This is a genomic window from Citrobacter sp. Igbk 16, assembly GCF_028069755.1.
In the GTDB taxonomy this organism is placed as follows: domain Bacteria; phylum Pseudomonadota; class Gammaproteobacteria; order Enterobacterales; family Enterobacteriaceae; genus Citrobacter.
Genome location: NZ_JANEWJ010000002.1, coordinates 273,163 through 297,352 on the forward strand (window position 1 = coordinate 273,163; position 24,190 = coordinate 297,352).

The 24,190-nt window shown below is 48.3% G+C and carries 23 protein-coding genes and 1 pseudogene; 9 read left to right on the forward strand and 15 right to left on the reverse strand.

Annotation, left to right across the window (positions count from 1 at the left end):
- Positions 1–139: 139 nt before the first annotated feature.
- Both NNO03_RS02935 and trmL read left to right on the forward strand, forming a co-directional pair.
- Entirely contained in the window at positions 140–1,480 is a 1,341-nt protein-coding gene (locus tag NNO03_RS02935) for an aromatic acid/H+ symport family MFS transporter (protein ID WP_271448761.1), read from the forward strand.
- A 46-nt stretch (positions 1,481–1,526) separates the two neighbouring features.
- Positions 1,527–2,000, forward strand: a complete 474-nt coding sequence (gene trmL / locus NNO03_RS02940; RefSeq protein WP_271448762.1) for a tRNA (uridine(34)/cytosine(34)/5-carboxymethylaminomethyluridine(34)-2'-O)-methyltransferase TrmL — start codon at positions 1,527–1,529, stop codon at positions 1,998–2,000.
- Between the two features lie 85 nt (positions 2,001–2,085).
- Here trmL and cysE read toward each other — a convergent pair whose 3' ends face one another.
- From cysE to NNO03_RS02965, 5 genes are all read right to left on the reverse strand, one after another.
- The gene (gene cysE / locus NNO03_RS02945; RefSeq protein ID WP_003024160.1) at positions 2,086–2,907 is read right to left on the reverse strand and encodes a serine O-acetyltransferase; all 822 of its coding nucleotides are present in this window, start codon (positions 2,905–2,907) and stop codon (positions 2,086–2,088) included.
- A gap of 78 nt (positions 2,908–2,985) precedes the next feature.
- Positions 2,986–4,005: an NAD(P)H-dependent glycerol-3-phosphate dehydrogenase gene (gpsA, locus tag NNO03_RS02950; protein WP_271440352.1), complete on the reverse strand. Its 1,020-nt coding sequence runs from the start codon at positions 4,003–4,005 to the stop codon at positions 2,986–2,988.
- Complete coding sequence (secB, locus tag NNO03_RS02955) at positions 4,005–4,472, reverse strand: protein-export chaperone SecB (RefSeq protein ID WP_003024155.1); 468 nt, start codon at positions 4,470–4,472, stop codon at positions 4,005–4,007. The genes gpsA and secB overlap by 1 nt, the downstream gene beginning before the upstream one ends.
- A 45-nt stretch (positions 4,473–4,517) precedes the next feature.
- Positions 4,518–4,769 carry a glutaredoxin 3 gene (grxC, locus tag NNO03_RS02960; protein WP_003024152.1) on the reverse strand — a complete coding sequence of 84 codons (252 nt, stop codon included), beginning with the start codon at positions 4,767–4,769 and terminating at the stop codon, positions 4,518–4,520.
- Between the two features lie 52 nt (positions 4,770–4,821).
- Entirely contained in the window at positions 4,822–5,253 is a 432-nt protein-coding gene (locus NNO03_RS02965) for a rhodanese-like domain-containing protein (protein ID WP_005120473.1), read from the reverse strand.
- Positions 5,254–5,502: 249 nt separating this feature from the next.
- On the opposite strand from NNO03_RS02965, the gene gpmM reads away from it, so the two are divergent.
- The 3 genes from gpmM to NNO03_RS02980 are packed head-to-tail and all read left to right on the forward strand — an operon-like array spanning position 5,503 to position 9,315.
- Positions 5,503–7,047, forward strand: coding sequence for a 2,3-bisphosphoglycerate-independent phosphoglycerate mutase (gpmM, locus tag NNO03_RS02970; protein ID WP_271448763.1), 1,545 nt, complete (start codon positions 5,503–5,505; stop codon positions 7,045–7,047).
- Between the two features lie 33 nt (positions 7,048–7,080).
- Positions 7,081–8,340 carry a murein hydrolase activator EnvC gene (gene envC, locus NNO03_RS02975; protein WP_271448773.1) on the forward strand — a complete coding sequence of 420 codons (1,260 nt, stop codon included), beginning with the start codon at positions 7,081–7,083 and terminating at the stop codon, positions 8,338–8,340.
- A gap of 3 nt (positions 8,341–8,343) precedes the next feature.
- Positions 8,344–9,315, forward strand: a complete 972-nt coding sequence (locus tag NNO03_RS02980) for a divergent polysaccharide deacetylase family protein (protein ID WP_271440351.1) — start codon at positions 8,344–8,346, stop codon at positions 9,313–9,315.
- On the opposite strand, the gene NNO03_RS02985 is transcribed toward NNO03_RS02980, so the two are convergent.
- Positions 9,302–10,336: a glycosyltransferase gene (locus NNO03_RS02985; RefSeq protein WP_271440350.1), complete on the reverse strand. Its 1,035-nt coding sequence runs from the start codon at positions 10,334–10,336 to the stop codon at positions 9,302–9,304. The two genes, NNO03_RS02980 and NNO03_RS02985, sit on opposite strands and share 14 nt — an antisense overlap.
- Before the next feature lie 247 nt (positions 10,337–10,583).
- On the opposite strand from NNO03_RS02985, the gene rfaY reads away from it, so the two are divergent.
- Positions 10,584–11,270, forward strand: a complete 687-nt coding sequence (rfaY, locus tag NNO03_RS02990) for a lipopolysaccharide core heptose(II) kinase RfaY (RefSeq protein ID WP_271440349.1) — start codon at positions 10,584–10,586, stop codon at positions 11,268–11,270.
- Positions 11,271–11,337: 67 nt separating this feature from the next.
- On the opposite strand, the gene tdh is transcribed toward rfaY, so the two are convergent.
- From tdh to NNO03_RS03005, 3 genes are all read right to left on the reverse strand, one after another.
- Entirely contained in the window at positions 11,338–12,363 is a 1,026-nt protein-coding gene (gene tdh, locus NNO03_RS02995; protein WP_005120462.1) for an L-threonine 3-dehydrogenase, read from the reverse strand.
- A 9-nt stretch (positions 12,364–12,372) separates the two neighbouring features.
- Positions 12,373–13,569 carry a glycine C-acetyltransferase gene (kbl, locus tag NNO03_RS03000; RefSeq protein WP_271440348.1) on the reverse strand — a complete coding sequence of 399 codons (1,197 nt, stop codon included), beginning with the start codon at positions 13,567–13,569 and terminating at the stop codon, positions 12,373–12,375.
- Positions 13,570–13,722: 153 nt separating this feature from the next.
- On the reverse strand, positions 13,723–14,874 hold the full coding sequence (locus NNO03_RS03005) for a glycosyltransferase (protein ID WP_271440347.1): 1,152 nt from the start codon (positions 14,872–14,874) through the stop codon (positions 13,723–13,725).
- Positions 14,875–15,177: 303 nt separating this feature from the next.
- On the opposite strand from NNO03_RS03005, the gene rfaD reads away from it, so the two are divergent.
- The 3 genes from rfaD to rfaC all read left to right on the forward strand — a co-directional run bounded on the left by rfaD (position 15,178) and on the right by rfaC (position 18,247).
- A complete protein-coding gene (gene rfaD / locus NNO03_RS03010) occupies positions 15,178–16,158 on the forward strand; it encodes an ADP-glyceromanno-heptose 6-epimerase (RefSeq protein WP_048227317.1) in 981 nt (326 codons plus the stop codon).
- A gap of 79 nt (positions 16,159–16,237) precedes the next feature.
- Entirely contained in the window at positions 16,238–17,284 is a 1,047-nt protein-coding gene (gene rfaF / locus NNO03_RS03015; RefSeq protein ID WP_271448764.1) for an ADP-heptose--LPS heptosyltransferase RfaF, read from the forward strand.
- A 3-nt stretch (positions 17,285–17,287) separates the two neighbouring features.
- The gene (gene rfaC, locus NNO03_RS03020; protein ID WP_271448765.1) at positions 17,288–18,247 is read left to right on the forward strand and encodes a lipopolysaccharide heptosyltransferase RfaC; all 960 of its coding nucleotides are present in this window, start codon (positions 17,288–17,290) and stop codon (positions 18,245–18,247) included.
- Between the two features lie 128 nt (positions 18,248–18,375).
- Here the strand turns inward: rfaC and NNO03_RS03025 are convergent, their stop codons facing one another.
- From NNO03_RS03025 to NNO03_RS22720, 6 genes and pseudogenes are all read right to left on the reverse strand, one after another.
- Positions 18,376–19,146: a glycosyltransferase family 25 protein gene (locus tag NNO03_RS03025; RefSeq protein ID WP_271448766.1), complete on the reverse strand. Its 771-nt coding sequence runs from the start codon at positions 19,144–19,146 to the stop codon at positions 18,376–18,378.
- A 127-nt stretch (positions 19,147–19,273) separates the two neighbouring features.
- A complete protein-coding gene (rfaP, locus tag NNO03_RS03030) occupies positions 19,274–20,071 on the reverse strand; it encodes a lipopolysaccharide core heptose(I) kinase RfaP (RefSeq protein ID WP_271448767.1) in 798 nt (265 codons plus the stop codon).
- Positions 20,064–21,188, reverse strand: a complete 1,125-nt coding sequence (locus tag NNO03_RS03035; RefSeq protein WP_271442866.1) for a glycosyltransferase family 4 protein — start codon at positions 21,186–21,188, stop codon at positions 20,064–20,066. The genes rfaP and NNO03_RS03035 overlap by 8 nt, the downstream gene beginning before the upstream one ends.
- A 21-nt stretch (positions 21,189–21,209) precedes the next feature.
- Positions 21,210–22,238, reverse strand: a complete 1,029-nt coding sequence (rfaQ, locus tag NNO03_RS03040) for a lipopolysaccharide core heptosyltransferase RfaQ (RefSeq protein WP_271448768.1) — start codon at positions 22,236–22,238, stop codon at positions 21,210–21,212.
- Between the two features lie 257 nt (positions 22,239–22,495).
- A complete protein-coding gene (locus NNO03_RS03045; protein WP_271448769.1) occupies positions 22,496–23,746 on the reverse strand; it encodes an O-antigen ligase in 1,251 nt (416 codons plus the stop codon).
- A gap of 317 nt (positions 23,747–24,063) precedes the next feature.
- A pseudogene (locus tag NNO03_RS22720) lies at positions 24,064–24,190 on the reverse strand (lipopolysaccharide 1,3-galactosyltransferase); the annotation flags it as partial.

Genomic DNA, 24,190 nt, shown 5'->3' on the forward strand with positions numbered 1-24,190 from the left:
TTTATTCAAAAAAATAACGACCAGTTAACATTTACAACCAATATATTTGACAACTTTTTATCCACCTGCCAAATGTATATACAAGCTAATACAAGGGTAATTTATACCGATAACAACCATCATAACGGGCGAGGGTGACATGGCTTATTCCGGTAAAGTGAATATCCAGCAGGCGATAGATGACAGTCGTTTTTCACGGTTTCACTGGGTCATTATTGTCCTGGGCTTTCTGGTTCTAGCCATTGACGGCTTCGATACCGCGGCGATGGGTTATATTGCTCCCACGCTCTCTGCCGACTGGGGCATCCAGAAGCAGGATCTCGGGCCTGTTTTAAGCGCCGCATTATTGGGGCTCTCATTTGGCGCATTGCTGGCCGGTCCAATTTCCGATCGTATGGGCCGTAAGCGCGTTCTGGTGTTTTCCTGCCTGTTCTTTGGGCTCGCCAGTCTGGGCACCGCCTATGCACAGACGCTGAATATGCTCACATTTTGGCGCTTTCTCACCGGTCTTGGACTCGGTGCAGCAATGCCAAACGCCATCACACTGGTCTCAGAATTTGCCCCTAAACGCTGCCGTTCAATGGCCATTAATACCATGTACTGCGGCTTCCCTCTTGGTGCTGCGGGTGGCGGAGTTATCTCCTCCTGGCTCATTCCCAGCTACGGCTGGCACAGCGTACTGCTGGCTGGTGCAATCGCCCCGCTGGCGCTCACCGTGTTATTGGTACTGTTCCTACCAGAATCGGTGAAGTATTTGGTTCACCGTGGCAAAGAGATCGCGCAAATCAAACGCATAGCCCAACGCTTTATGTCGGGGAGCCTGGAGCAGGTCACCCAGTTTTACCTGGAAGAAGATCGAGTGGCGGTGAAAAAAGGCAGCGTAGCGCAGCTATTCAGTATGCCCTGGCTACCGGGCACGCTGATGCTGTGGATGACCTACTTTATGGGGCTGGTGATCTATTACGTACTGCTGAGCTGGATGCCAACCCTGATGTTGGGCATGGGCTACCCGCTGGCAGAGTCCGCCTGGCTGACATCGCTATTCACCTTCGGTGGCACGGCAGGGATCCTGCTGGCCGGCTGGTTGATGGATCGCTGGGAAGCACACAAAGTGGTTTCACTCGGCTTTATGCTGACGATGCTGTTTGCCCTCGCCCTCGGCGTTGAGCATAACCACATCGTTCTGTTCGGCGCACTGATCTTCCTGATGGGGATTACCATGAACGGTGCGCAGTCCGGGCTACAGACGCTGGCCGCAACGTTCTATCCTACCCACTGCCGCGCAACCGGCATTGCGTGGATGCAAGGTGTGGGCCGCTTTGGTGGCGTGGCCGGAACGATGATGAGCGCCCAGCTGCTTTCCCTGCAATGGCAGGCAGACAGCATCTTGATGTTCCTCAGCCTTCCAGCGCTGGTCGCCGCTGCCGCGACGGTTTATAAGCTGCAACGCTATAAACCGCAGTCTCTGACCGTCGCATAGTCCCCCTCATTTCTGCTATTCTGCCCCCCGCTATTAAGGGGGCAGTATGCTTAACATCGTATTATTTGAACCAGAAATCCCGCCAAACACCGGTAATATCATTCGCCTTTGCGCCAATACCGGTTTTCGTCTGCATATCATTGAGCCAATGGGCTTTGCCTGGGACGACAAGCGCCTGCGTCGCGCGGGGCTGGATTACCATGAGTTTACCGCCGTGCTGCGCCACCCTGATTATGCCGCCTTCATCGCCGCAGAAAATCCGCAACGTCTGTTCGCCCTGACGACCAAAGGTACGCCTGCACACAGTGCGGTAAGCTATCAGGATGGTGATTACCTGATGTTTGGCCCGGAAACGCGCGGTCTTCCAGCCAGCATTCTTGATGCCTTGCCTGCCGAACAAAAAATTCGTATTCCGATGATGCCGGACAGCCGCAGCATGAACCTGTCAAATGCAGTGTCGGTGGTGGTGTATGAGGCCTGGCGCCAGTTGGGGTATCCTGGCGCGGTATTACGTAGTTGATTTTAGTCGGATGCGGCTAGCGCCTTATCCGACCTACGAGGTTTGTCGGCCCGGTAAGCACTGCACCTCCGGGCATAGCTCGAAATCAGATGCCATCGCCGTATTCGAACGTATGGTGTATCCCATTGAAATGCTGATCCATATCCATGGACGGTTTATCGCTGTCGGGCTTGCCGACAATACGCGCCGGAACGCCTGCGGCGGTAGTGTGCGGCGGTACAGGCTGGAGAACGACAGAGCCTGCGCCAATCTTCGCCCCACGTCCAACCTCGATATTGCCAAGGATTTTCGCGCCAGCGCCAATCATCACGCCTTCACGAATTTTCGGATGACGGTCGCCGCCTGCTTTACCGGTCCCGCCAAGCGTGACGGATTGCAGAATAGATACGTCGTTTTCAATGACCGCCGTTTCACCCACGACAATGCCTGTAGCGTGGTCGAGCATAATACCGCGACCAATTTTTGCCGCCGGGTGGATATCCACCTGGAAGGTAACAGAGACCTGATTTTGCAGGAAGATCGCCAATGCCTGACGCCCCTGATGCCATAGCCAGTGGCCGATGCGGTAGGCCTGCAGCGCATGAAAACCTTTCAGGTACAGAAGTGGGGTGGAATATTTATCGACTGCCGGGTCACGCGTGCGCACAGCCTGGATATCGCAGGCCGCCGAGGCAATCATTTCAGGATCGGCTGCATAAGCCTCTTCCACAACTTCGCGAATCGCAATGGCGGGCATGATCGGAGAAGCAAGTTTGTTCGCCAGCATATAGCTCAGCGCACTGCCGAGATTCTCATGCTTGAGCAGCGTCGCGTGGTAAAAACTGGCCAGCATTGGCTCACATTCCGCCAGTGCCCGGGCTTCCGCTTTAATATTTTTCCAGACAATATCCAGTTCTTCACACGGCATTGCGTACTCCAGAAGGTAGCAAAACGACCGACCCGTTCTTCGCGGGTCGGGTCGTTATATTCAACAGTTTCCTTGCAGCTAGTGGCGACTCAGCTCGTCCTTGCGTGCACGACCTAGTAACGTCAATGCTGCCTCGCGCGCGTTTTTTCCGCAATACAATACTTGATAAATTTCCTCGGTTATTGGCATTTCGACACCAAAACGGTGCGCCAACTCACGAACTTCTTTTGTATTACGGTAGCCTTCAACCACTTGACCAATCTTGTCCTGCGCGCCCTGCACATCCATGCCCTGACCGAGCATCATGCCAAAACGACGGTTACGCGACTGGTTGTCGGTACAGGTCAGCACCAGATCGCCTAAACCTGCCATCCCCATAAAGGTGGCAGGATCAGCGCCCAGCGCCGCACCAAGCCGCGACATTTCGGTAAGCCCACGGGTGATCAATGCTGTTCGTGCGTTTGCACCAAAGCCGATACCGTCAGACATCCCCGCACCAATCGCAATCACGTTTTTCACCGCGCCACCAAGCTGCACCCCAATGAAATCCGGGTTGCTGTAGACACGGAAGCTTTTGCCACAGTGCAGTAACTGCTGAAGATCATCAGCAAAGGTATCATCCGTTGAGGCCAGGGAGATGGCTGTGGGCATGCCCGCCGCCAGTTCTTTGGCAAATGTAGGACCGGAGATAACGGCCAGCGGAATTTCATCCCCCAGCGCTTCACGCGCGACATCCTGTAACAGGCGTCCCGTCTCTGCTTCCAGTCCTTTTGTCGCCCAAACCAGTCGCGCGTCAGCACGCATCAACGGTTTAATTTTGCGCAGCACTTCACCAAAGACATGGCTCGGCACCACCACCAGAATGTTACGGCTGGCGGCCAGCGCAGTAGCTAAATCACTTTCCAGGCGCAGCGTTTCGGGAAAAGGCACATCAGGTAGGAACGCAACGTTGCAGCGATCGTGCTCAAGGGTCGCGATATGTTTTGGATCATGGCCCCACAAGACAACCTGGTGGCCGTTTCTTGCCAGGGTAATGGCAAGAGCGGTGCCGTACGAGCCGGCACCAATCACAGTCATTGAAGCATTACTTTGGTTCATCAGGCATCCTGATGTTCTTCAGTACCTTCGCCAGCCTGCTGCTGTAAATAGTTCATGAACAGCGCATCAAAGTTGACCGGCGCAAGGTTCAGTTGCGGGAACGTACCGCGTGAAACCAGGCTGGTGATGCATTCGCGAGCATACGGGAACAGAATGTTCGGGCAGTATGCACCCAGGCAATGCGCCATCTGAGTCCCTTCAATACCACTGATGGAGAAAATACCGCCCTGCTGAACTTCGCACAGGAACGCAGTTTCTTCGCCCAGAGAAGCCGTAACGGTGACACGCAGCACTACTTCATACACATCATCTGCCAGTTGGGTAGATGCGGTATCAAGATCCAGTTTAACCTCTGGCTGCCAATCTTTCTGGAAAACATGCGGTGCATTTGGCGCTTCGAAAGACACATCCTTGGTATAAATACGTTGGATCTGGAAAGCCATTTCAGTGTTATTTTGTTCTGACATGTTTAGAAAACCCTTAGTGTTGTCCTTTAAATACTTCGGTACGCCTTAACGCAGCAGGGGATCCAGTCCACCACGCGCATCCAACGCATACAAGTCGTCACAACCGCCAATGTGCTGTGCATCAATAAAAATCTGCGGAACCGTCGTACGGCCACTGCGCTTGATCATCTCTTCACGCTTCACGGCATCGCCGTCAATCGGAAGTTCCTGGAAACTCACACCCTTACTGTTCAACAGCGCCTTTGCGCGATGGCAAAACGGGCAGGTTGCTTTGGTATAGATCTCAATATTGGCCATGACTTATCTCCAGTGTTCTTTTTACCCTGCGGTACGAAAGAAGACGGGTAAATTACTTGCCGCGAACCAGTGGCAGATTCTCGCCACTCCAGCCCGCTACGCCGTCTTTCAGTACAGATACCTGTTCAAAACCGGCTTTAATCAGCGCAGTTGCGGAATCCTGGCACTGCATGCCTGAGCCATCAACCACAATAACAGGTTTGTTTTTGTGTTTTTCCAGCTCGCCAAAATTATTGGCTTTGATTTCGCTCGGCAGCAGGTTCGTGGAGCCTGCGATATGACCTTTGCGGAAGTCGTCGCGCTGACGTAAATCCACAATCACCGCATCTTCTTTATTGATTAGACGTGTCGCTTCGCCGCGTGTAATTACCTTCACTTTTGAGGTCAGGCTCTTAAACGTGGTAAACAATACCGCCGCCAGTAACGCAATCCAGGCGATACTCAAGACAGGGTGGCGGCTAACAAATTGCATAATTTCTTGCATGGGGGGTAACAACTCCCGACTCAGTGATTAAAAAAACCAGGAAAGGAGTATACCTGCGCGTTGGCGCAAATACAGCCAGAGCATGCATTGGATTGCATTTTTGCGGGGCGCTACGGAAAAAAAAACACAAATCGCCCCCCTACCCGAACCGCTCTGGTCGATTATTTGATCTTCTGGGGCTACTTTATCGATTCAGCTGTAGTAAAATTACGCAATTATTTTTTATCTATTAAGTGTGAGGTTGTCGCAATGTCGGTTTCTAAAAAGCCTATGGTACTGGTGATTCTGGATGGCTACGGCTATCGTGAAGACAGCCAGGATAACGCTATTTTTAATGCCAAAACCCCGGTAATGGATGCCCTGTGGGCAAAACGTCCGCATACCCTGATTGATGCGTCTGGCCTGGAAGTCGGCCTGCCCGATCGCCAGATGGGTAACTCCGAAGTGGGTCACGTTAACCTGGGCGCGGGCCGCATCGTGTATCAGGATCTGACCCGTCTGGATGTAGAAATTAAAGAACGGACTTTCTTCGCTAACCCGGTGCTGACCGCCGCAGTTGACCAGGCAAAAAATGCCGGCAAAGCGGTACACATCATGGGCCTGCTGTCTGCCGGTGGCGTACACAGCCACGAAGATCACATCATGGCGATGGTTGAACTGGCCGCTGAGCGCGGCGCAGAAAAAATCTATCTGCACGCCTTCCTTGATGGCCGTGATACCCCGCCGCGCAGTGCTGAACACTCACTGCAGAAATTCGAAGAGAAATTTGCCGCACTGGGTAAAGGCCGTGTAGCGTCCATCATCGGTCGTTACTACGCCATGGACCGCGACAACCGTTGGGATCGCGTTGAGCAGGCTTATGACCTGATGACGCTGGCACAAGGTGAATTCCAGGCCGATACCGCAGTAGCAGGTCTGCAGGCTGCCTATGCTCGCGACGAAAACGACGAATTCGTAAAAGCGACCGTGATCCGCGCTGAAGGCCAGGCTGATGCCGCAATGGAAGACGGCGATACGCTGATTTTCATGAACTTCCGTGCTGACCGTGCGCGTGAAATTACCCGTGCGTTTGTAAACGCTGATTTTGATGGTTTCGCACGTAAAAAAGTCGTTAACCTCAACTTTGTGATGCTGACTGAATACGCAGCCGACATCAAAACCGCGGTGGCTTACCCACCAGCGTCTCTGGCCAACACCCTTGGTGAGTGGATGGCGAAGAATGACAAAACCCAGCTGCGTATTTCTGAAACAGAAAAATACGCGCACGTGACCTTCTTCTTTAACGGCGGTGTAGAAGAACCGTTCAAAGGCGAAGACCGCATCCTGATCAACTCGCCAAAAGTCGCTACCTACGACCTGCAGCCAGAAATGAGCTCTGCAGAACTGACTGAGAAGCTGGTTGCTGCGATTGAGAGCGGTAAATACGATACCATCATCTGTAACTACCCGAACGGCGACATGGTTGGCCATACCGGGGTGATGGAAGCGGCAGTTAAAGCGGTTGAAGCGCTGGATCACTGCGTTGAACAAGTGACTAAAGCTGTTGAATCCGTTGGCGGCCAACTGCTGATCACCGCAGACCACGGTAACGCTGAGCAGATGCGCGATCCGTCTACCGGTCAGGCACATACCGCACATACCAACCTGCCGGTTCCACTGATTTATGTTGGTGACAAAAACGTCAAAGCAGTCGAAGGCGGTAAACTTTCTGATATCGCCCCGACGATGCTGACGCTGATGGGTATGGAAATCCCGCAAGAGATGACTGGTAAGCCGCTGTTCATCGTGGAATAATCCCTCCCCATGAGGGGAAAGGCGATTAGTACCATCACATGGGCCGTGAAACTGCCGAAGCTTTCAGTCAGGCCCTTGTTCTACGCCAGCGCGCTTAGCGCTGGCGTATTGCTGTGCGCCTTTTCCGCCCACGCGGACGAGCGCGATCAGCTCAAATCCATTCAGGCCGATATCGCGGCAAAAGAACGCGCGGTACGCCAGCAGCAGCAACAACGCGCCACCCTCCTTGCTCAGCTTAAAGCTCAGGAACAGGCTATCGCCGTCGCCGCAAGGCAACTGCGCGAAACGCAAAACTCCCTGGCACAGCTGAATGCACAAATCGCCGAGATGAACGCTTCTATTGCGAAGCTGGAAAAGCAGCGGGCAGCGCAAGAGCGCAGTCTGGCCGCCCAATTAGATGCTGCATTTCGCCAGGGTGAACATACTGGTATTCAGTTGATCCTCAGCGGTGAAGAGACTCAGCGCGGACAACGCCTGCAGGCCTATTTCGGCTATCTGAACCAGGCGCGCCAGGAGACTATCGCACAGCTGAAGCAAACCCGCGAAGAGGTCGATTCGCAAAAAGCCGAGCTGGAAGATAAGCAAAGCGAACAGCAGACGCTGCTGTACGAACAGCGTGCTCAGCAGGCAAAACTAGAGCAGGCACGTAATGAACGCCAAAAAACGCTCGCGGGCCTGGAATCATCCATTCAGCAGGGCCAGCAGCAGTTAGGCGAGATGCGAGCCAACGAATCCCGTCTGCGCAACAGTATTGCGCGAGCAGAAGCCGCCGCGAAAGCCCGCGCAGAGCGTGAAGCACGTGAGGCGCAAGCTGTGCGTGATAAGCAGCAGGAAGCATCACGCAAAGGCTCGACCTATAAGCCAACCGAAAGCGAGAAATCACTGATGTCTCGTACCGGCGGGTTGGGCTCACCACGCGGCCAGGCGTTCTGGCCCGTTCGTGGTCCAACACTACATCGCTATGGCGAACAGCTGCAAGGTGAGCTACGTTGGAAAGGGATGGTTATTGGTGCCTCCGAAGGTACCGAAGTCAAAGCCATCGCCGATGGTCGCGTCATTCTGGCAGACTGGTTGCAGGGCTATGGACTGGTCGTCGTGGTTGAACACGGTAAAGGCGATATGAGCCTGTACGGTTACAACCAAAGCGCATTGGTCAGCGTGGGTACGCAGGTTCGCGCCGGGCAGCCTATTGCACTTGTGGGTAGCAGCGGTGGTCAGGGCAGGCCAGCACTCTATTTCGAAATTCGTCGCCAGGGTCAGGCGGTCAATCCACAGCCGTGGTTGGGAAGATAAGTTTTGCCTCAGTTTCGTCGTACTTTGCTCTCACTCGCCAGCCTGCTGGCACTCGCAACACCTGTTTTCGCCGGCAAACTTGCTATCGTCATTGATGATTTCGGTTATCGTCCGCAAACGGAAAACCAGGTGCTGGCAATGCCTTCCACTGTCTCCGTTGCCGTTCTGCCAAACGCGCCACATGCGCGTGAAATGGCGACTAAAGCGCATAACAGTGGACATGAAGTGTTGATCCATCTGCCGATGGCTCCACTGAGCAAGCAACCGCTGGAGAAAGACACGTTACGCCCGGAGATGAGCAGCGAAGAAATTGAACGGATTATTCGCGACGCGGTAAGCAAAGTGCCGTATGCAGTGGGACTGAACAACCACATGGGGAGTGCGATGACGTCCAGCCTGTTCGGCATGCAGAAAGTGATGCAAGCTCTGGAACGCTACGACCTCTACTTCCTCGACAGTATGACCATCGGCAACAGCCAGGCCATGCGCGCAGCGGCAGGAACCGGGGTGAAGGTCATCAAACGTAAAGTCTTCCTCGACGATACACAAAACGAAGCGGATATTCGCCGTCAGTTTAATCGTGCAGTCGATCTTGCTCGCCGTAACGGGTCAGCGATTGCCATCGGGCACCCTCACCCTTCTACGGTACGCGTATTGCAGCAGATGCTGTATAGCCTGCCAGCCGATATTACGCTGGTTCGTCCGAGCAGTCTGCTCAATGAGCCGCAAGTCGATACCTCCAGGCCTAATCTCACTCCACCGAGAAACGGTACACCAGATGCGCCTCGTAATCCTTTCCGTGGGGTGAAACTGTGCAAACCGAAGCAACCTCTGGAGCCGGTTTACGCCAACCGATTCTTTAGCGTGCTAGAGGAAAGCATCACACAAAGCACACTCGTGCAGTATATGAGGCTGCAGTGGCAAGGCTGGGGGAACACATCTTCACCCAGCACCATGAATGCTAACGTAGATTAAGCGCTTTTCGGGCAATACGCGAAGGCGTTGATGTTTTATCACGCCATTTCCATAGACGGAATGACCATAGCAGTGCCTGGTACAATACTTTGGCGCTGCGTACGTTAGTTATCATGCGCTTATACATACCAGAGACAAAAATCTCTGCGATCATACGCTGACGAATATGCACATCCTGTTCTTTACGGACTGCATGGCATACGCGTAATGCTTCATAGGTAACTTGCTGATGAAATTCCGGATAAATAGTAATCCGATCGGCATATTCACGATTCAGCCTATCCAATAACCGCGTAATTTTAATATAGTGCCGCTGGTAGTTGAGATTTTTTAAACCTTGTCGTTTAAGGCGACTGACTGATTGATCATGTAAGAAGTATTTATATAAAGATTGTTCGGTATATCGCACGCGTACAGCATTAAACATAAACTCCGTCGTCCAGACAATATCCTGGTGATGTAACCCCGGAATAAATGCTATTTTATTTTTCTCAATAACATCCCGGCGATAAATTCCCATCCAGACCACATGTGTCCAGCGGCGTGAAGCCAACGCCATACGTAACCAGTCAGGGCCGGTCAACACTCCCGTAGACCGAAGACGATCCGTCGGTATTGATTGCCAGGTGTGTCCCGTTTCGAGAATGCACCAGTCGGAATTACACTGTGCTAAATCCAGATCATCCTGAATTGCCATGGTCATCAGGGTTTCGTACATATTGGGATAAACCAGGTCATCAGCATCGACAAATGCAACATATTCCCCTTTGGCCGCTTCCAGGCCGCGGTTACGCGCTACGGATGCCCCTGCGTTAGCCTGATGCAACAACCGTACATGGGGATAGTTATCCGCATAATGTTTCGCAATATCAACAGAGTTATCCGTTGAACCATCATTCACAATGATGATCTCTAGCGCAGTCCATGTCTGTGCGATCAACGATTCCATGCAATCCCGAAAACTATCACCCACGTTATACAACGGAATAATAACACTCAACATACTTGTGCGGTTTCTCATCAGCTAACCCAGGTTTGTCATTACGCTGATGACTTTTACTACAGTTTCATTAAGGAATTATTAAGGTTAGAACGTATTTATGGGCAGAAACGCTGCAGCGAAAGCGTCCGATTTGAGAAAGATACCCTGCCACGCCTGCGTTTAGCAGGTTGATGATAGCTCAGATCGTCTACATATCGGGGTGCACAACCTGTATACTCTATCCCTATGAATTAACGTACTCTATAGGCTGATATTGAGGGAAAAGATGGCCATCAGCAAGACACACGAAAAAGGTTATACGGTCTATTGCAAAGAGACCAGAAAAGACCTTAAGTCACTGATGAATAAATACATCAAAAAAGAAATCAGTGGCAAACCGCTGAGCAGTGGTAACGCATTGCGCAGCGTGGAGTTGGTCGAGTACAACTCACAAAAATTTATCATCAAAAATGACCGTGAAGTTGATCCTCGATTTGAGAAAAAATTACAGAACTTTACCTCCGGCCCTTTCTATTCCCGGCTGATCAGGAAGCTGGACAGGCTCCCGCCGGAAATGCGCATCTGTACTGCCGATCTCTATTATGCTGCTGAGAAAACACGTTTTCGCCAGTGCCATGATGTTTATACTATTCATGAATATATTGAAGGGGTTCCTTTAAGGGAAATTAACCAGCAGAATGCTGACGAGGTAAAGCAATGCGTGCTGCGTCTTCACAAGGCAGGACTGGCATCAAATGATATTCACCCAGGGAATTTCATTCGCACGCCAACGGGTGAGTTAAGGATTATTGACCTGTCCTGTAAGGGAAATATGAAGGTTTGTCAGGCTAATGACATTCTGGCATTACAACGAAAATATAATATTAACGTTAAAGGCAGAGGGTTAATTTATAAACTCATCCTGCTTAAAGAAAATATAAGATCGTTATCCAGAAAGATCCGCGGAAAATAAAATCTATGGTTTATACGGCCAGATAGCGATATCTGGCCGTAATTAACATTGAATGCACGCTGCGCACTCAATCCCAGCTCAGAATCACTTTCCCGGACTGGCCTGAACGCATGGCATCAAAGCCCTGCTGGAACTCATCAATCGAGAATCGATGGGTGATGATCGGCGACAGATCAAGACCGGACTGGATCAGTGCCGCCATCTTGTACCAGGTTTCAAACATTTCGCGACCATAGATACCTTTAATAAACAGACCTTTAAAGATAACTTTCGTCCAGTCTATCGACATGTCTGAGGGCGGGATCCCCAGCATGGCAATACGGCCACCGTGGTTCATGGTGTCCAGCATGGTGCGGAACGCTGGCGGTGCCCCAGACATTTCCAGACCCACATCGAACCCTTCGGTCATCCCCAGTTCGGCCATCACGTCGGTCAAGTTCTCTTTCGAGACGTTGACTGCGCGGGTAATGCCCATTTTACGCGCCAGCTCCAGACGGTACTCATTAACATCGGTAATCACTACGTGGCGTGCACCAACGTGCTTCGCTACCGCGGCAGCCATAATACCAATCGGACCCGCACCGGAAACCAGCACATCTTCGCCAACCAAATCAAATGACAGCGCCGTGTGTACCGCGTTACCGAATGGATCGAATATGGAAGCTAAATCATCGGAGATATTGTCCGGGATTTTAAAGGCGTTAAACGCCGGGATCACCAGGTATTGAGCAAAACAGCCTGGACGGTTTACGCCGACACCGGTCGTATTGCGGCACAGGTGAGTACGGCCACCGCGGCAGTTACGGCAATGTCCGCAAGTAATATGGCCTTCACCAGAAACGCGATCGCCGATTTTGAAGCCTTTAACTTCCTGGCCGATGCCAACAACTTCACCGACATATTCATGCCCTACAACCATTGGAACCGGGATGGTTTTTTGCGACCACTCATCCCAGTTATAAATGTGAACGTCAGTCCCGCAGATGGCTGTTTTACGGATTTTAATCAGCAAATCGTTATGGCCGACTTCCGGTTCAGGAACGTCGGTCATCCAAATGCCTTCTTCCGCTTTCAGTTTGGATAACGCTTTCATTTCACATCCTCAGGCAATTACGCCCAGTTGTTTACCAATGCGTGTGAACGCGTCGACAGCACGCGTAATCTGCTCAGGGGTATGTGCCGCAGACATCTGGGTACGAATACGCGCCTGGCCTTTTGGAACCACTGGATAAAAGAATCCAGTAACGTAAATCCCCTCTTTTTGCAGTTCGCGGGCAAACGCCTGTGCAACAACCGCATCACCCAGCATTACCGGAATAATCGCGTGATCGGCCCCTGCCAGCGTGAAGCCTGCTGCGGACATTTGCTCACGGAATTGACGCGCATTCGCCCAGAGACGATCGCGCAGGTCACTACCCGCCTCAACCATCTCCAGCACCTTAATGGAAGCAGCAACAATTGCCGGAGCCAGTGAGTTAGAGAACAGATACGGACGAGAACGTTGACGCAGCCACTCAACAACTTCTTTACGTGCCGCAGTGTAACCACCCGATGCGCCACCGAGTGCTTTGCCCAGCGTGCCGGTGATGATGTCCACACGACCCATCACGTCGCAATACTCATGAGAGCCACGGCCGTTCTCACCCACAAAGCCTACCGCGTGGGAATCATCTACCATCACCAGCGCATCATATTTGTCTGCCAGATCGCATACGCCTTTCAGGTTAGCGATAACGCCATCCATAGAGAACACACCATCGGTGGCGATCAATACGTGGCGGGCACCTGCTTCACGCGCTTCTTTCAGGCGCGCTTCCAGTTCCTGCATATCGTTGTTGGCATAGCGGAAACGCTTCGCTTTGCACAGGCGCACACCATCGATAATAGAGGCGTGGTTCAGGGCATCAGAGATAATGGCATCTTCTGCTCCCAGCAGCGTTTCGAACAGGCCGCCGTTGGCGTCAAAGCAGGAAGAGTAAAGAATGGCATCTTCCATACCCAGGAACGCAGCCAGTTTTTGCTCCAGGTGCTTATGGGTGTCCTGAGTGCCACAAATAAAGCGCACCGAGGCCATACCAAATCCGTGAGAATCCATACCCGCTTTTGCCGCTGCAATCAGTTCCGGGTGGTTAGCCAGCCCTAAGTAGTTGTTCGCACAAAAGTTAATAACATGGCTTCCGTCAGCCACGGTGATATCAGCCTGCTGAGCAGACGTAATAATGCGCTCTTCTTTAAACAACCCTTCCGCGCGTGCGGTTTCCAGATCGTTCGTTAACTGCTTATAAAAATTCCCACGCATTGCAATTCTCCAGACTGGGCAAATTTCAGCACATATTACCCAATGCTATTGGTTTGTACGAGATGACTCATCATGACTTGTCTAAAATGCAGCATAAATCACGTGTACCCACATAACCTTTCAGGAATGGCAGACCTGGCATCACAACCAGGCTTACGTTGTCGCGTCATCAATGACCTGAGACGCTGATGACGGTGCCAGAGTAAATCCTGCCATAGCAAAGGCCTTATTAACCTTAATGATATAGTTGTCTTCGTAGAATTCCTCAATCGCCTGCTGAATCTGCTCGCCGGCAGGTAACACTTTTCCATCAACGATTTCCTGCAGCAAGGAAACAAATTTTTCTGGTTCATCAGTCGGGTATAAATTACCGTTTATCCCTTCTTTGATAATGTCTGCAGGCCCCGTTTCACAATCAGAGCTAATGGCATAAACACCGTGAGCGCTGGCTTCAACCAGAACCATAACGAAACCTTCAAAATGGGAAGTTAGCAGCAGGCAGGTGATATTTTTCAGCGTATTTTGAATATATTCCCACGGTGATTTCTGCCAACCATGCCAGTGAATTTTTTCGCTAATCCCCAACGTTTCAGCTAATGCCGTTAAGGTATCAACATCCGGGCCGGTGCCGACAATATCTAAGGACCACTTCCCTTTTAGTTTAGCCAACCCGTTGAAAAGACTACGTACATTTTTCTGTCCATCTGCTACAACCCTGCCTACATACACAAACCGGGCATGCTTCTCTGGGGTAGGGATACGGATATCGCATCGCGCAACGGGATTGTAAATCGTTGCAATAGTGCTTTTTTCTATTCCCATCTCAATGAGTTGCTGAGTTATCCCAGAGCTAATTGAAAGATGATAGTCAGCTTTACTAATGTACTTGATTTTTTTCTTGTAATTATTTTTGTAGAAGTTAAAAATAGAGAAGTGAAACCATGAAAATATTTTAACCTGCTTGCTTGTATATTTTCTTGCAACGTGACTGATATAACATGAAAGCGTATCCAGGGATATAATTACATCAGGACTTTCCTGATGTATAATTTTTCGCAAACCATAAGCAAAACTTAGTCTTCTTAATTTAGTTATTTTTATATTAGAAGAAAGATGACAATAGCGCTGCCCCGTAAGCCAGCCAATATTGACATTGCTATTATTATTTTTCTTAAAGAAAACAAAAGAGACATCAATATCAGGGTCTTGCATCCGCAGCAGCTTCACCAGATTAATACATACCGTCTCCATACCGCCGAGGCCACTGGTTTCATAACCTGTAATAACTATCTTCTTAAGTTGCATATATTATTTTCATTCCAATGACTATTGTCAGCCCCAACACCGTGCTCTGCCTTGCTTATTCATTCGTTGATGGCTCCGAAAAAGCCGGCACCGCGCGCCTGAACACCCATTCACAACGGGAATCATACACCACTCTGCCTAGACCATTTCAATCAAGAATATAAACAGCGAAAGCAATACCCAACACAAATGCCGCACGCCACATGACGCGACGTACTGCTGAAGCCGACGCCATGTAGTGATATGATTAGAGGTATTCGTGTCTGAGATTGTCTCTGACTCCATAATTCGAAGGTTACATTTATGATCATCGTTACCGGCGGCGCGGGCTTTATCGGCAGCAACATCGTTAAGTCCCTGAATGACAAAGGCATCACCGATATTCTGGTGGTGGACAACCTAAAAGACGGCACCAAGTTTGTGAATCTGGTGGATCTGAATATTGCTGACTATATGGATAAGGAAGACTTCCTGATCCAGATTATGGCTGGAGAAGATTTCGGCGATATCGAAGCAATTTTCCACGAAGGCGCATGCTCTTCCACTACCGAGTGGGATGGCAAGTATATGATGGACAACAACTATCAGTACTCCAAAGAGCTGCTGCACTACTGTCTGGAGCGTGAAATTCCGTTCCTGTATGCCTCTTCTGCAGCAACGTACGGCGGTCGTACCTCTGACTTTATCGAATCTCGTGAATATGAGAAGCCGCTGAACGTCTATGGCTACTCAAAATTCCTGTTCGACGAATATGTACGCCAGATCCTGCCAGAAGCAAATTCTCAAATCGTTGGCTTCCGTTATTTCAACGTCTACGGGCCACGTGAAGGTCACAAAGGCAGCATGGCGAGCGTAGCTTTCCATCTCAATACTCAGCTCAACAACGGCGAAACACCCAAGCTGTTTGAAGGCAGTGAAAACTTCAAACGTGATTTCGTCTATGTCGGCGATGTTGCAGCAGTAAACCTGTGGTTCCTGGAAAACGGCGTTTCCGGCATCTTTAACCTCGGTACTGGTCGCGCAGAGTCTTTCCAGGCCGTCGCGGATGCCACGCTGGCATACCACAAAAAAGGCAGCATTGAGTACATTCCGTTCCCGGAAAAACTGAAAGGACGCTATCAGGCATTTACTCAGGCGGATCTGACTAACCTGCGCGCTGCGGGCTATGACAAACCGTTCAAGACCGTTGCCGAAGGCGTGACGGAATATATGGCCTGGCTGAACCGCGACAACGCTACAAATTCACAAAATCATTCGAGCGGTATCAAGGCGGCAACTAAGTGAATCTCCGGGAGCTTACAAGAGTAAGTGACCGGAGTGAACGCAGGCAGCCAACGCAGAGACAGCTTGAAGGATGAAGTGAATGAAGATTTTGGTGGTAGGCCCGTCATGGGTGGGCGACATGATGATGTCGCAAAGTCTCTATCGCACGCTCAAGGCGCGCTATCCCCAGGCAATAATCGACGTGATGGCACCTGCATGGTGCCGTCCGTTATTATCGCGCATGCCTGAAGTCAACGATGCTATCGCCATGCCGCTTGGACACGGCGCACTGGAGATTGGCGAGCGCCGCAAACTGGGCCACAGTTTGCGTGATAAACGCTACGATCGCGCGTACGTCCTGCCGAACTCATTTAAATCCGCACTGGTACCCTTCTTCGCGGGTATTCCTCATCGTACCGGCTGGCGTGGCGAGATGCGCTATGGTCTGCTGAACGATGCACGTGTACTGGATAAGGAAGCCTGGCCGCTGATGGTCGAGCGCTATGTCGCGTTAGCGTACGATAAAGGCGTGATGCTCACAGCCAAAGATTTACCACAGCCGCTGCTGTGGCCGCAATTGCAGGTCAGTGAAGGCGAAAAGTCACTTACCTGTAGCCAATTTTCCCTCTCGGCTGAACGTCCAATCATCGGTTTCTGCCCTGGTGCAGAATTTGGTCCAGCGAAACGTTGGCCACATTACCACTATGCTGAACTGGCAAAGCAGTTGATCGACGAAGGTCATCAGATTGTCCTGTTTGGCTCGGCTAAGGATCATGAAGCTGGCAATGAGATTCTGGCTGCACTGAGCGTTGAACAGCAGGCATGGTGTCGGAACCTGGCTGGTGAAACGCAGCTGGAGCAGGCCGTTATTCTTCTCGCCGCCTGCAAAGCCGTGGTCACCAATGACTCCGGTTTGATGCACGTGGCTGCCGCACTAAATCGTCCGCTGGTCGCTCTGTATGGCCCCAGCAGCCCGGATTTCACTCCACCACTCTCCCACAAAGCTCGCGTGATTCGCCTGATTACGGGGTATCACAAGGTGCGTAAGGGGGATGCTGCACAAGGGTATCACCAGAGCCTGATTGACATCACGCCTCAGCGCGTACTGGAAGAACTGAATGACCTGTTGTTACAAGAGGAAATCTGACGGATGCGGGTTCTGATCGTTAAAACATCGTCAATGGGCGATGTGCTGCATACGTTGCCCGCATTAACAGATGCGCAGCAGGCCATTGCGGATATTCAGTTTGATTGGGTCGTGGAAGAAGGGTTTGCTCAAATCCCCTCCTGGCATCCGGCCGTTAACCGTGTGATACCGGTGGCGATTCGCCGCTGGCGTAAAGCTTGGTTTTCCGCCCCCATTAAAGCAGAGCGCAAAGCCTTTCGCGATGCGGTGCGTTTACAGAACTATGACGTGGTTATCGATGCACAGGGGCTGGTAAAAAGCGCCGCGCTGGTCACACGTCTGGCACACGGCATTAAGCATGGTATGGACTGGAGTACCGCGCGTGAACCGCTGGCAAGTCTGTTTTATAACCGTAAGCATTATATCGCCAAACAACAGCATGCTGTTGAACGTACTCGTGAGCTGTTCGCGAAAAGTCTGGGATATGTCAAACCCCAGTCGCAGGGTGATTACGCAATTGCACAGCATTTTCTGAGCGAACGCGATGCCGATGCAGGGCAGTATGCCGTCTTCCTGCACGCCACCACTCGTGATGACAAGCACTGGCCGGAAGCGAAGTGGCGGGAGCTCATTGGCTTATTCAATCATGCAGAAATACGTATTAAACTCCCCTGGGGTGCTCCGCATGAAGAAGCGCGAGCCAAACGACTGGCAGAGGGATTTGATTACGTAGACGTTTTACCGCGAATGAGCCTTGGGGATGTCGCCCGGATATTAGCCGGCGCTAAGTTTGTGGTATCCGTTGACACCGGATTAAGCCACTTGACCGCCGCACTGGATCGGCCGAATGTTACGCTATATGGCCCTACGGACCCGGGGTTGATTGGGGGATACGGGAAGAATCAGGTCACATGTCGTGCCCCGGAAGGAAAGCTTGCTTTGCTTGAACCCACTCAGGTTTATTCTCACATAGCGCTGCCGTAATTATTCAGGTATCGCAGATATGCTAAATTCGTTCTTATACAACCGCTTTGCAATTTAACATATCTGCAGCTAACTAAAACTATGCCCTATATCGTATTTCATCCACGATTAAGCATTGCTGCATTCATCTACTTCCACCAACATAACCCAAGAATAATTCGTCGGGCATGCCAATATGAGGAGGAAATTTTACGTCTGAAAAGTGATTTCTGCTTTTTCTTGCGACTCTTTATCTCTTTACGCTCTTTCTCTAACCAGCTCCCGGACAACTCTTCAGGATGATGGACAAAGTTTGCCAGGTATATATCAGAAAAATAGCCCTGGCGCATTAGATATGCCCATTCATCTATGATGAAAAAGTTATTTTCAAAACGGGAAACAAGTTTTTGAGCTGTTACAGAATTCATTAAATAACCGCAGGCTCGCAAAACATATCCATGGCCAAATATGACTTTGCCGAAGGTCTGGCCACCAATTTTCTTGAGTTTAAGCAAATTTAAGACAACTTTATTCTTATACCTTAAACCATCCTGCCCACCAAGTAGGTATAACGCGTCTTTATTGAGAACACTTTCATCGACAGTCGATATAAATTCCTTAAAATTCTGATCGATAATTGCGTCATCTTCAAGAATACAAACCCAATTTTGTCCACTCTGCCCAAACTGTTTAAAAGCCTTCATATGGCTTAGTGAGCAACCCAGTTCACCATCAGTAGGCGTGTGGTTTTCCCTGTGCTGAAAGTCAGTTAACGGTATCTTGCGCTTTTCTTCGGCAGACAAATTTTTCCCATAGATAGCATCAACGAACGAATACTCGATATTTAATTCATTCATTATATCTGATACGCGTTTTCTTCGGGCATCGTCAAAAGGAAGCGAAATGACCAGCACGTGCATGAGTTCAAACCCTCGAATATAATTAAGCCAGCACAGTCATCGTGAAATAAAGATTAACAATTACTAGCCAGCTAAATAAACTTAATTAACTATTCTATGTAGCTATACAAAGTCTATTATTTCATATTTATAGTTTATTCTTTGATGTATGATTAATAATCTTATCGGTTTTTCTTGCATAGGTTGCAAAGAGATCGGATTCATCACGAATAATTTTATTAATATCTTTTTTAAAGTATATCTTCAGAAATCTGAAGTAATCTCTTTGCGTTAACCCGATGTTTAGCGAGGAGAAGTACAAACCAATCAGATCTTTATTACGCCAGCGAATAGGAACCGCATTCCTGATCTGAGCTCGGTGCAGATCAATAACCGACAGCTTGAACGTATTATCCTCAAAATTGGCCGGTTGATGCAATAAGAAGTGACAGAGATAGCAATCACGGTGATTAACGCCGCCCTGATGCATCCTTCTGACCATAATGGCAAGCCGCTCAATTAATGCCATTTTAATTTTTCGCGCGGGTGGATTCACCAACCAATCTGCGCAATAGTCTTCCAGGCTAACCGCCGGACTCAGATCTTCAGTTATAATAAAAGAGATACGGTTGAGCGGATTTATACCTTGTTGCCCGAAACCAACACCGTGCATCGTATCAACATCCAGTTCCTGCAAACGGTGTATAGCATTCCATTCTCTATCAGCTCCGAGTACCGGCAAACGTAAGGAGAATAAGTTTTTGATAACTTCCTTCAGTTTAGTTCCCTGGTGCCATTTCAGGAAATAGCTTTTACCTGCAATCTCAAACCTTATCGTTCTACGCGTTTCGAGCTGCCTAAATGTTTCTCCCTGCAGCTTCTGTACTTCAGAAAAAGCATCTTTCCCTTTCCACAAGGATAAAAATGGTTCTTTTAACTCAACCATGGGCACCACCTATAATAATATCAGCTGCTTTCTCAGGTAGACTATAAAGGTCTTGAGTATCAGCAAAGTGTTGTGCATTATCTTTCCATGCATTTCTCTGCCCTGAGTCAGTTAAAGAAAAATAAACAGCCTCATTTAATAATTTTTGCTCAAACGGTTCATCAATAACAATGCCGCATTCAGCATCTTTAATATAATGGGCATATCCGCAAACGGCCGTTGTTATGACAGGTAAACCTGCTGCAATTGCTTCAACCAGCACGATCCCTGCGGCTTCCTGATATGCCGGATGAATCAATAGATCGGCTGCTGCCATTAACTCTGAGACATCATTACGGCCAGGGAAGAACTTGATATTGTCAGCAACAGCATACTCTGTTGCCAGCTTTATATAGCGATCAGGCTTATCCTGACCCACAACAAACAGAATCGTTTGTTTGCGGACAGCTTCCGGTAAGGAAGCGATCGCCTTGATAGTTCTGTCGACCCCCTTACGGGTAAAATCAGAACCGATTTGTATAATTAAATACTGGGAATCACTGATATCATTTTCTTTCCTGAAGCTAGCTCTACAATTTGTTGGCTGAGAGCTGTATTTTCTGTCAGGATAAATCCCCGGCGGAAGGATATGAAAACGCGCTGGCTCAGTATGATAGTGCTTCTGAAAATCCGCAATTTGCTTATCTGTTAGCATCAACAGCTGTGTTGATTTTCCCTCAGCAAATGTAGCTTTTTCAAAGGCGGCATAATGCCGATATCGTGGTGTCAGACGATAGAGCAAACCTTTTTCTTGCGCGACTTTTTCTGCGTAGCAGACATCAGCAGCATAATAAACATCTAACCCAGGCATTTTATTGAACCCAACGACCCGGTCTGCTGGATTACTCTCAAGATGTTTACTTACCCACCGATGATACTCAGCATTTTTCCCGTTGTTGGAGCATGACCTCACAGGAACAATAATGATCTCCAGGCTGTCTGGAATATTTCCTTGCCATGATTGTGTGTAAACCCGAACATGATGTCCACGTGATGCGACTGTTGACGCTATACGCAAAAAATCACGCTGTAACCCACCAAAAGGGAAATATTTATACAAACAGAAAGCAATAACCATTTTATATATCCGGATGCTTTATTAATCGAGTTTAGGTAACCGCGACGCTATGGCTGCAATCACGTCATCCGCTGGTATAGCAGATAAATATTTCTTACTTCGATCAAGTTTTTCACGCACAGGCATTGGTTGGTAATCACCAGCCCAAAATTGAACTACATCATCAGACCATGGTCGCCAGGCGATATGATCGGTGGCACCGAAAAGACAAATGATGGGGGTTTTAACAGCTGCAGCAATATGCATCGGGGCAGAGTCGACACCAATAAAAAGTACAGCATGATCAATTAATGCAGCAAGCTCAGGGAATGTTGTCTTACCGGCAATTTCAGTTAAAGGCTTGGTTTCACATGCCCTGGCAATCTCATCGACGCAGGCAATATCGCTGGCACCGGGTCCAGACGTCAGTACAACCTGATACCCCAAATGATGTATCGCGTCAATCACCAGGGAGAATCTATCATTCTCCCACGACTTGAATTCTTGTCTCGCCGTAGGCTGTATAACAACATACTTCTGGTTATCAACCTGAGGAAGTTTTTTCCGAACAGATTGCCAGACTTGCTCACCATAAACCATTTTCAGTACCGGAACTGATTCTTTTAGATTTAATGGCGTCAGCACAGACAAATTACGTTCGACCCAATGATCGCCACTTAGAGGAACGTGATGAGTAAAACTGTCGCGCCAGAATTTCTTATTTCTGTGCGAGAAATCATGTGTCAGTTTTATTGGACAATCCAAGCAGCGACACAGTAAAGCAACTATCCACTGATCGGTAAGGTTGACCACTAGATCATAATGATTACCACGTAGTACCTTGATCAGCGCTAAGAAATTTTTTGCTTTCTCAAAAGCAGAACTCTTTTTATTTTTTATGCCATACAAAGCATGGATATCGGGATTTTCAGATAAAATAGGAATGGTATCTTCGTAGAGTAAAACATCAATATCAGCATCAGGATAATTCTTTTTAAGCGTGCTGATGACCGGTGTGGTTAGCAACATATCGCCGTGAAAGCGCATCTTTATGACCAGGATCTTTTTCACACTCTACCCTTTCAGGTTATTGTTAATTTTCAAATCACGCTACCGCCCCAGGCTCAACAGCTACCTGTGTACTGCAGAACACACCATCTTATTTTATCGTTTATATTATACCACTATTCACTTGACAATTCGATATCTATGAAAATTTTCTATGTGAATTAGAGAGCAAATGAATATTTACAATACATGAGACTCTCTATCATATTATGAAAATTGAGCCTATATTCTCAACTACGCCACATAGGCTCATCTTAATGTTAATTCGTTATTTTTCCTGGCTCATTTTTATCATACAACATCAGGATGGCTATACTGTATAATAAAAAGACATTTATGAACATCTTTTCAAATAAACAATATACCAGAATATAGCCAACAAGAGAGCACAGTAATGAAATGCTAAAAATATCTTTTTGGCTTCTGGCTCGGGCATATATGTCTTTAAATGTAATGAAAAAAGCCGCACTAAATAAGAAGAGACCCATTGCCCCAACATTATAAAGAATTATCATAAAGAACGGTTCATCTATATTATAACCATTGTTCCGTTCAGAATATACCCCACCATTTTTCGGCGCATTATGGTCCTCTAAATACTGATTGTATGTAGAATTTCCATACCCAATGCCAAAGACGGCATTGTTGATATTTTTCATTACTAAAGGAAAACGGTCTGAGATGATTTCATCACGACTGGATGTGACGTTATTCATTTGCAGAGTTTGATCGACTTTCATTTTTACCTGACCCACTGTGTTGTAGGCCCCGAAAAGCAAAGCAACCATTATAAATAGCAAGCCACAGGTAGCAGCGATAAATCTCTTGATGGTTTTACTCACCAGAAATGAAATCAGGAAAATCTCAACAACAACTGCTAAGATCCCTGCCCGACTCCCGGTGTATGATAAAAAGACAAATGCAAGCGCAGAGATGATATATAATACTGTTTTCAGAAAGTGATTCTTGAATAAGATCGCCCCTGTTAATACAAACGGAAATAGCATAACAACATAGAATGCGAAACCATAGCGAAGCTGTAGATACAGTTCCTGCGGGTTATTTTTTATAATTCTTAAAATTGGCACCACTAAGACAATATAGGATAGAGTAAGTATCGCACCAATGACAAAAAACTGTCTCAGTGAGGTGATATGTTTACTGAATGCGCCAAAAAACAACATCATCACTAACGGGTAACGCCAGTCTTTTATCAATATGGTAAAGGCATCAAGAGATTTATCTTTATAGGTAAAAAATACAATACAAAAAACACACCATAACGTGAAGAGTAACAATAATTTTCTCTTCTGCATGAGATCGAGCACAATGTTTTTAATATCTATTTTATTGGCTTTAATATAGTAAATAGATAAAACCACAGCGAGCAAAGAGGTCATATTTAGCACCCCCTGATTATCTATCGTAAATAAGCCAAAAATCATTAAGACCAATACAACTTTGCTTAAAATCAAGATATTACCATTTTGACTGTATCTTACTTGATTCATAAAATTCAAATCTCACTTCTTCAAATTGCCTTGTTAATCAACAACAAACACTCACTCGCACGATTTATGGGGCATATCTTATTATATAACATCGTAAAAATCCCCCATTAATTTTAGTCTCTTTCTCTCACTGTGTACCTTCATTCTGGCCACAAAAATATTTTCACATAACATAATGATTAATAAAAGAAATTTAGTCGCCAAGTATCTCTTTCCTTCCTTTACAGTTTGTTCTATTCTATGCCGACAGGAGAGCCATTTTGTCTTACATAAACACGCGTGCACTCTGAAAGAATCAAAAGGAAAAAGATGTGAAAGAAAATATGGAAATGGAAGTTCAGATCCCGATTATTTAAAAGTACCGATGTTATTGAAACGCCCGTACCGTAGAGAAAGGGTCTGTCAGCGCCATAGGTAATATTGACACATGTACTTTTTTTATCG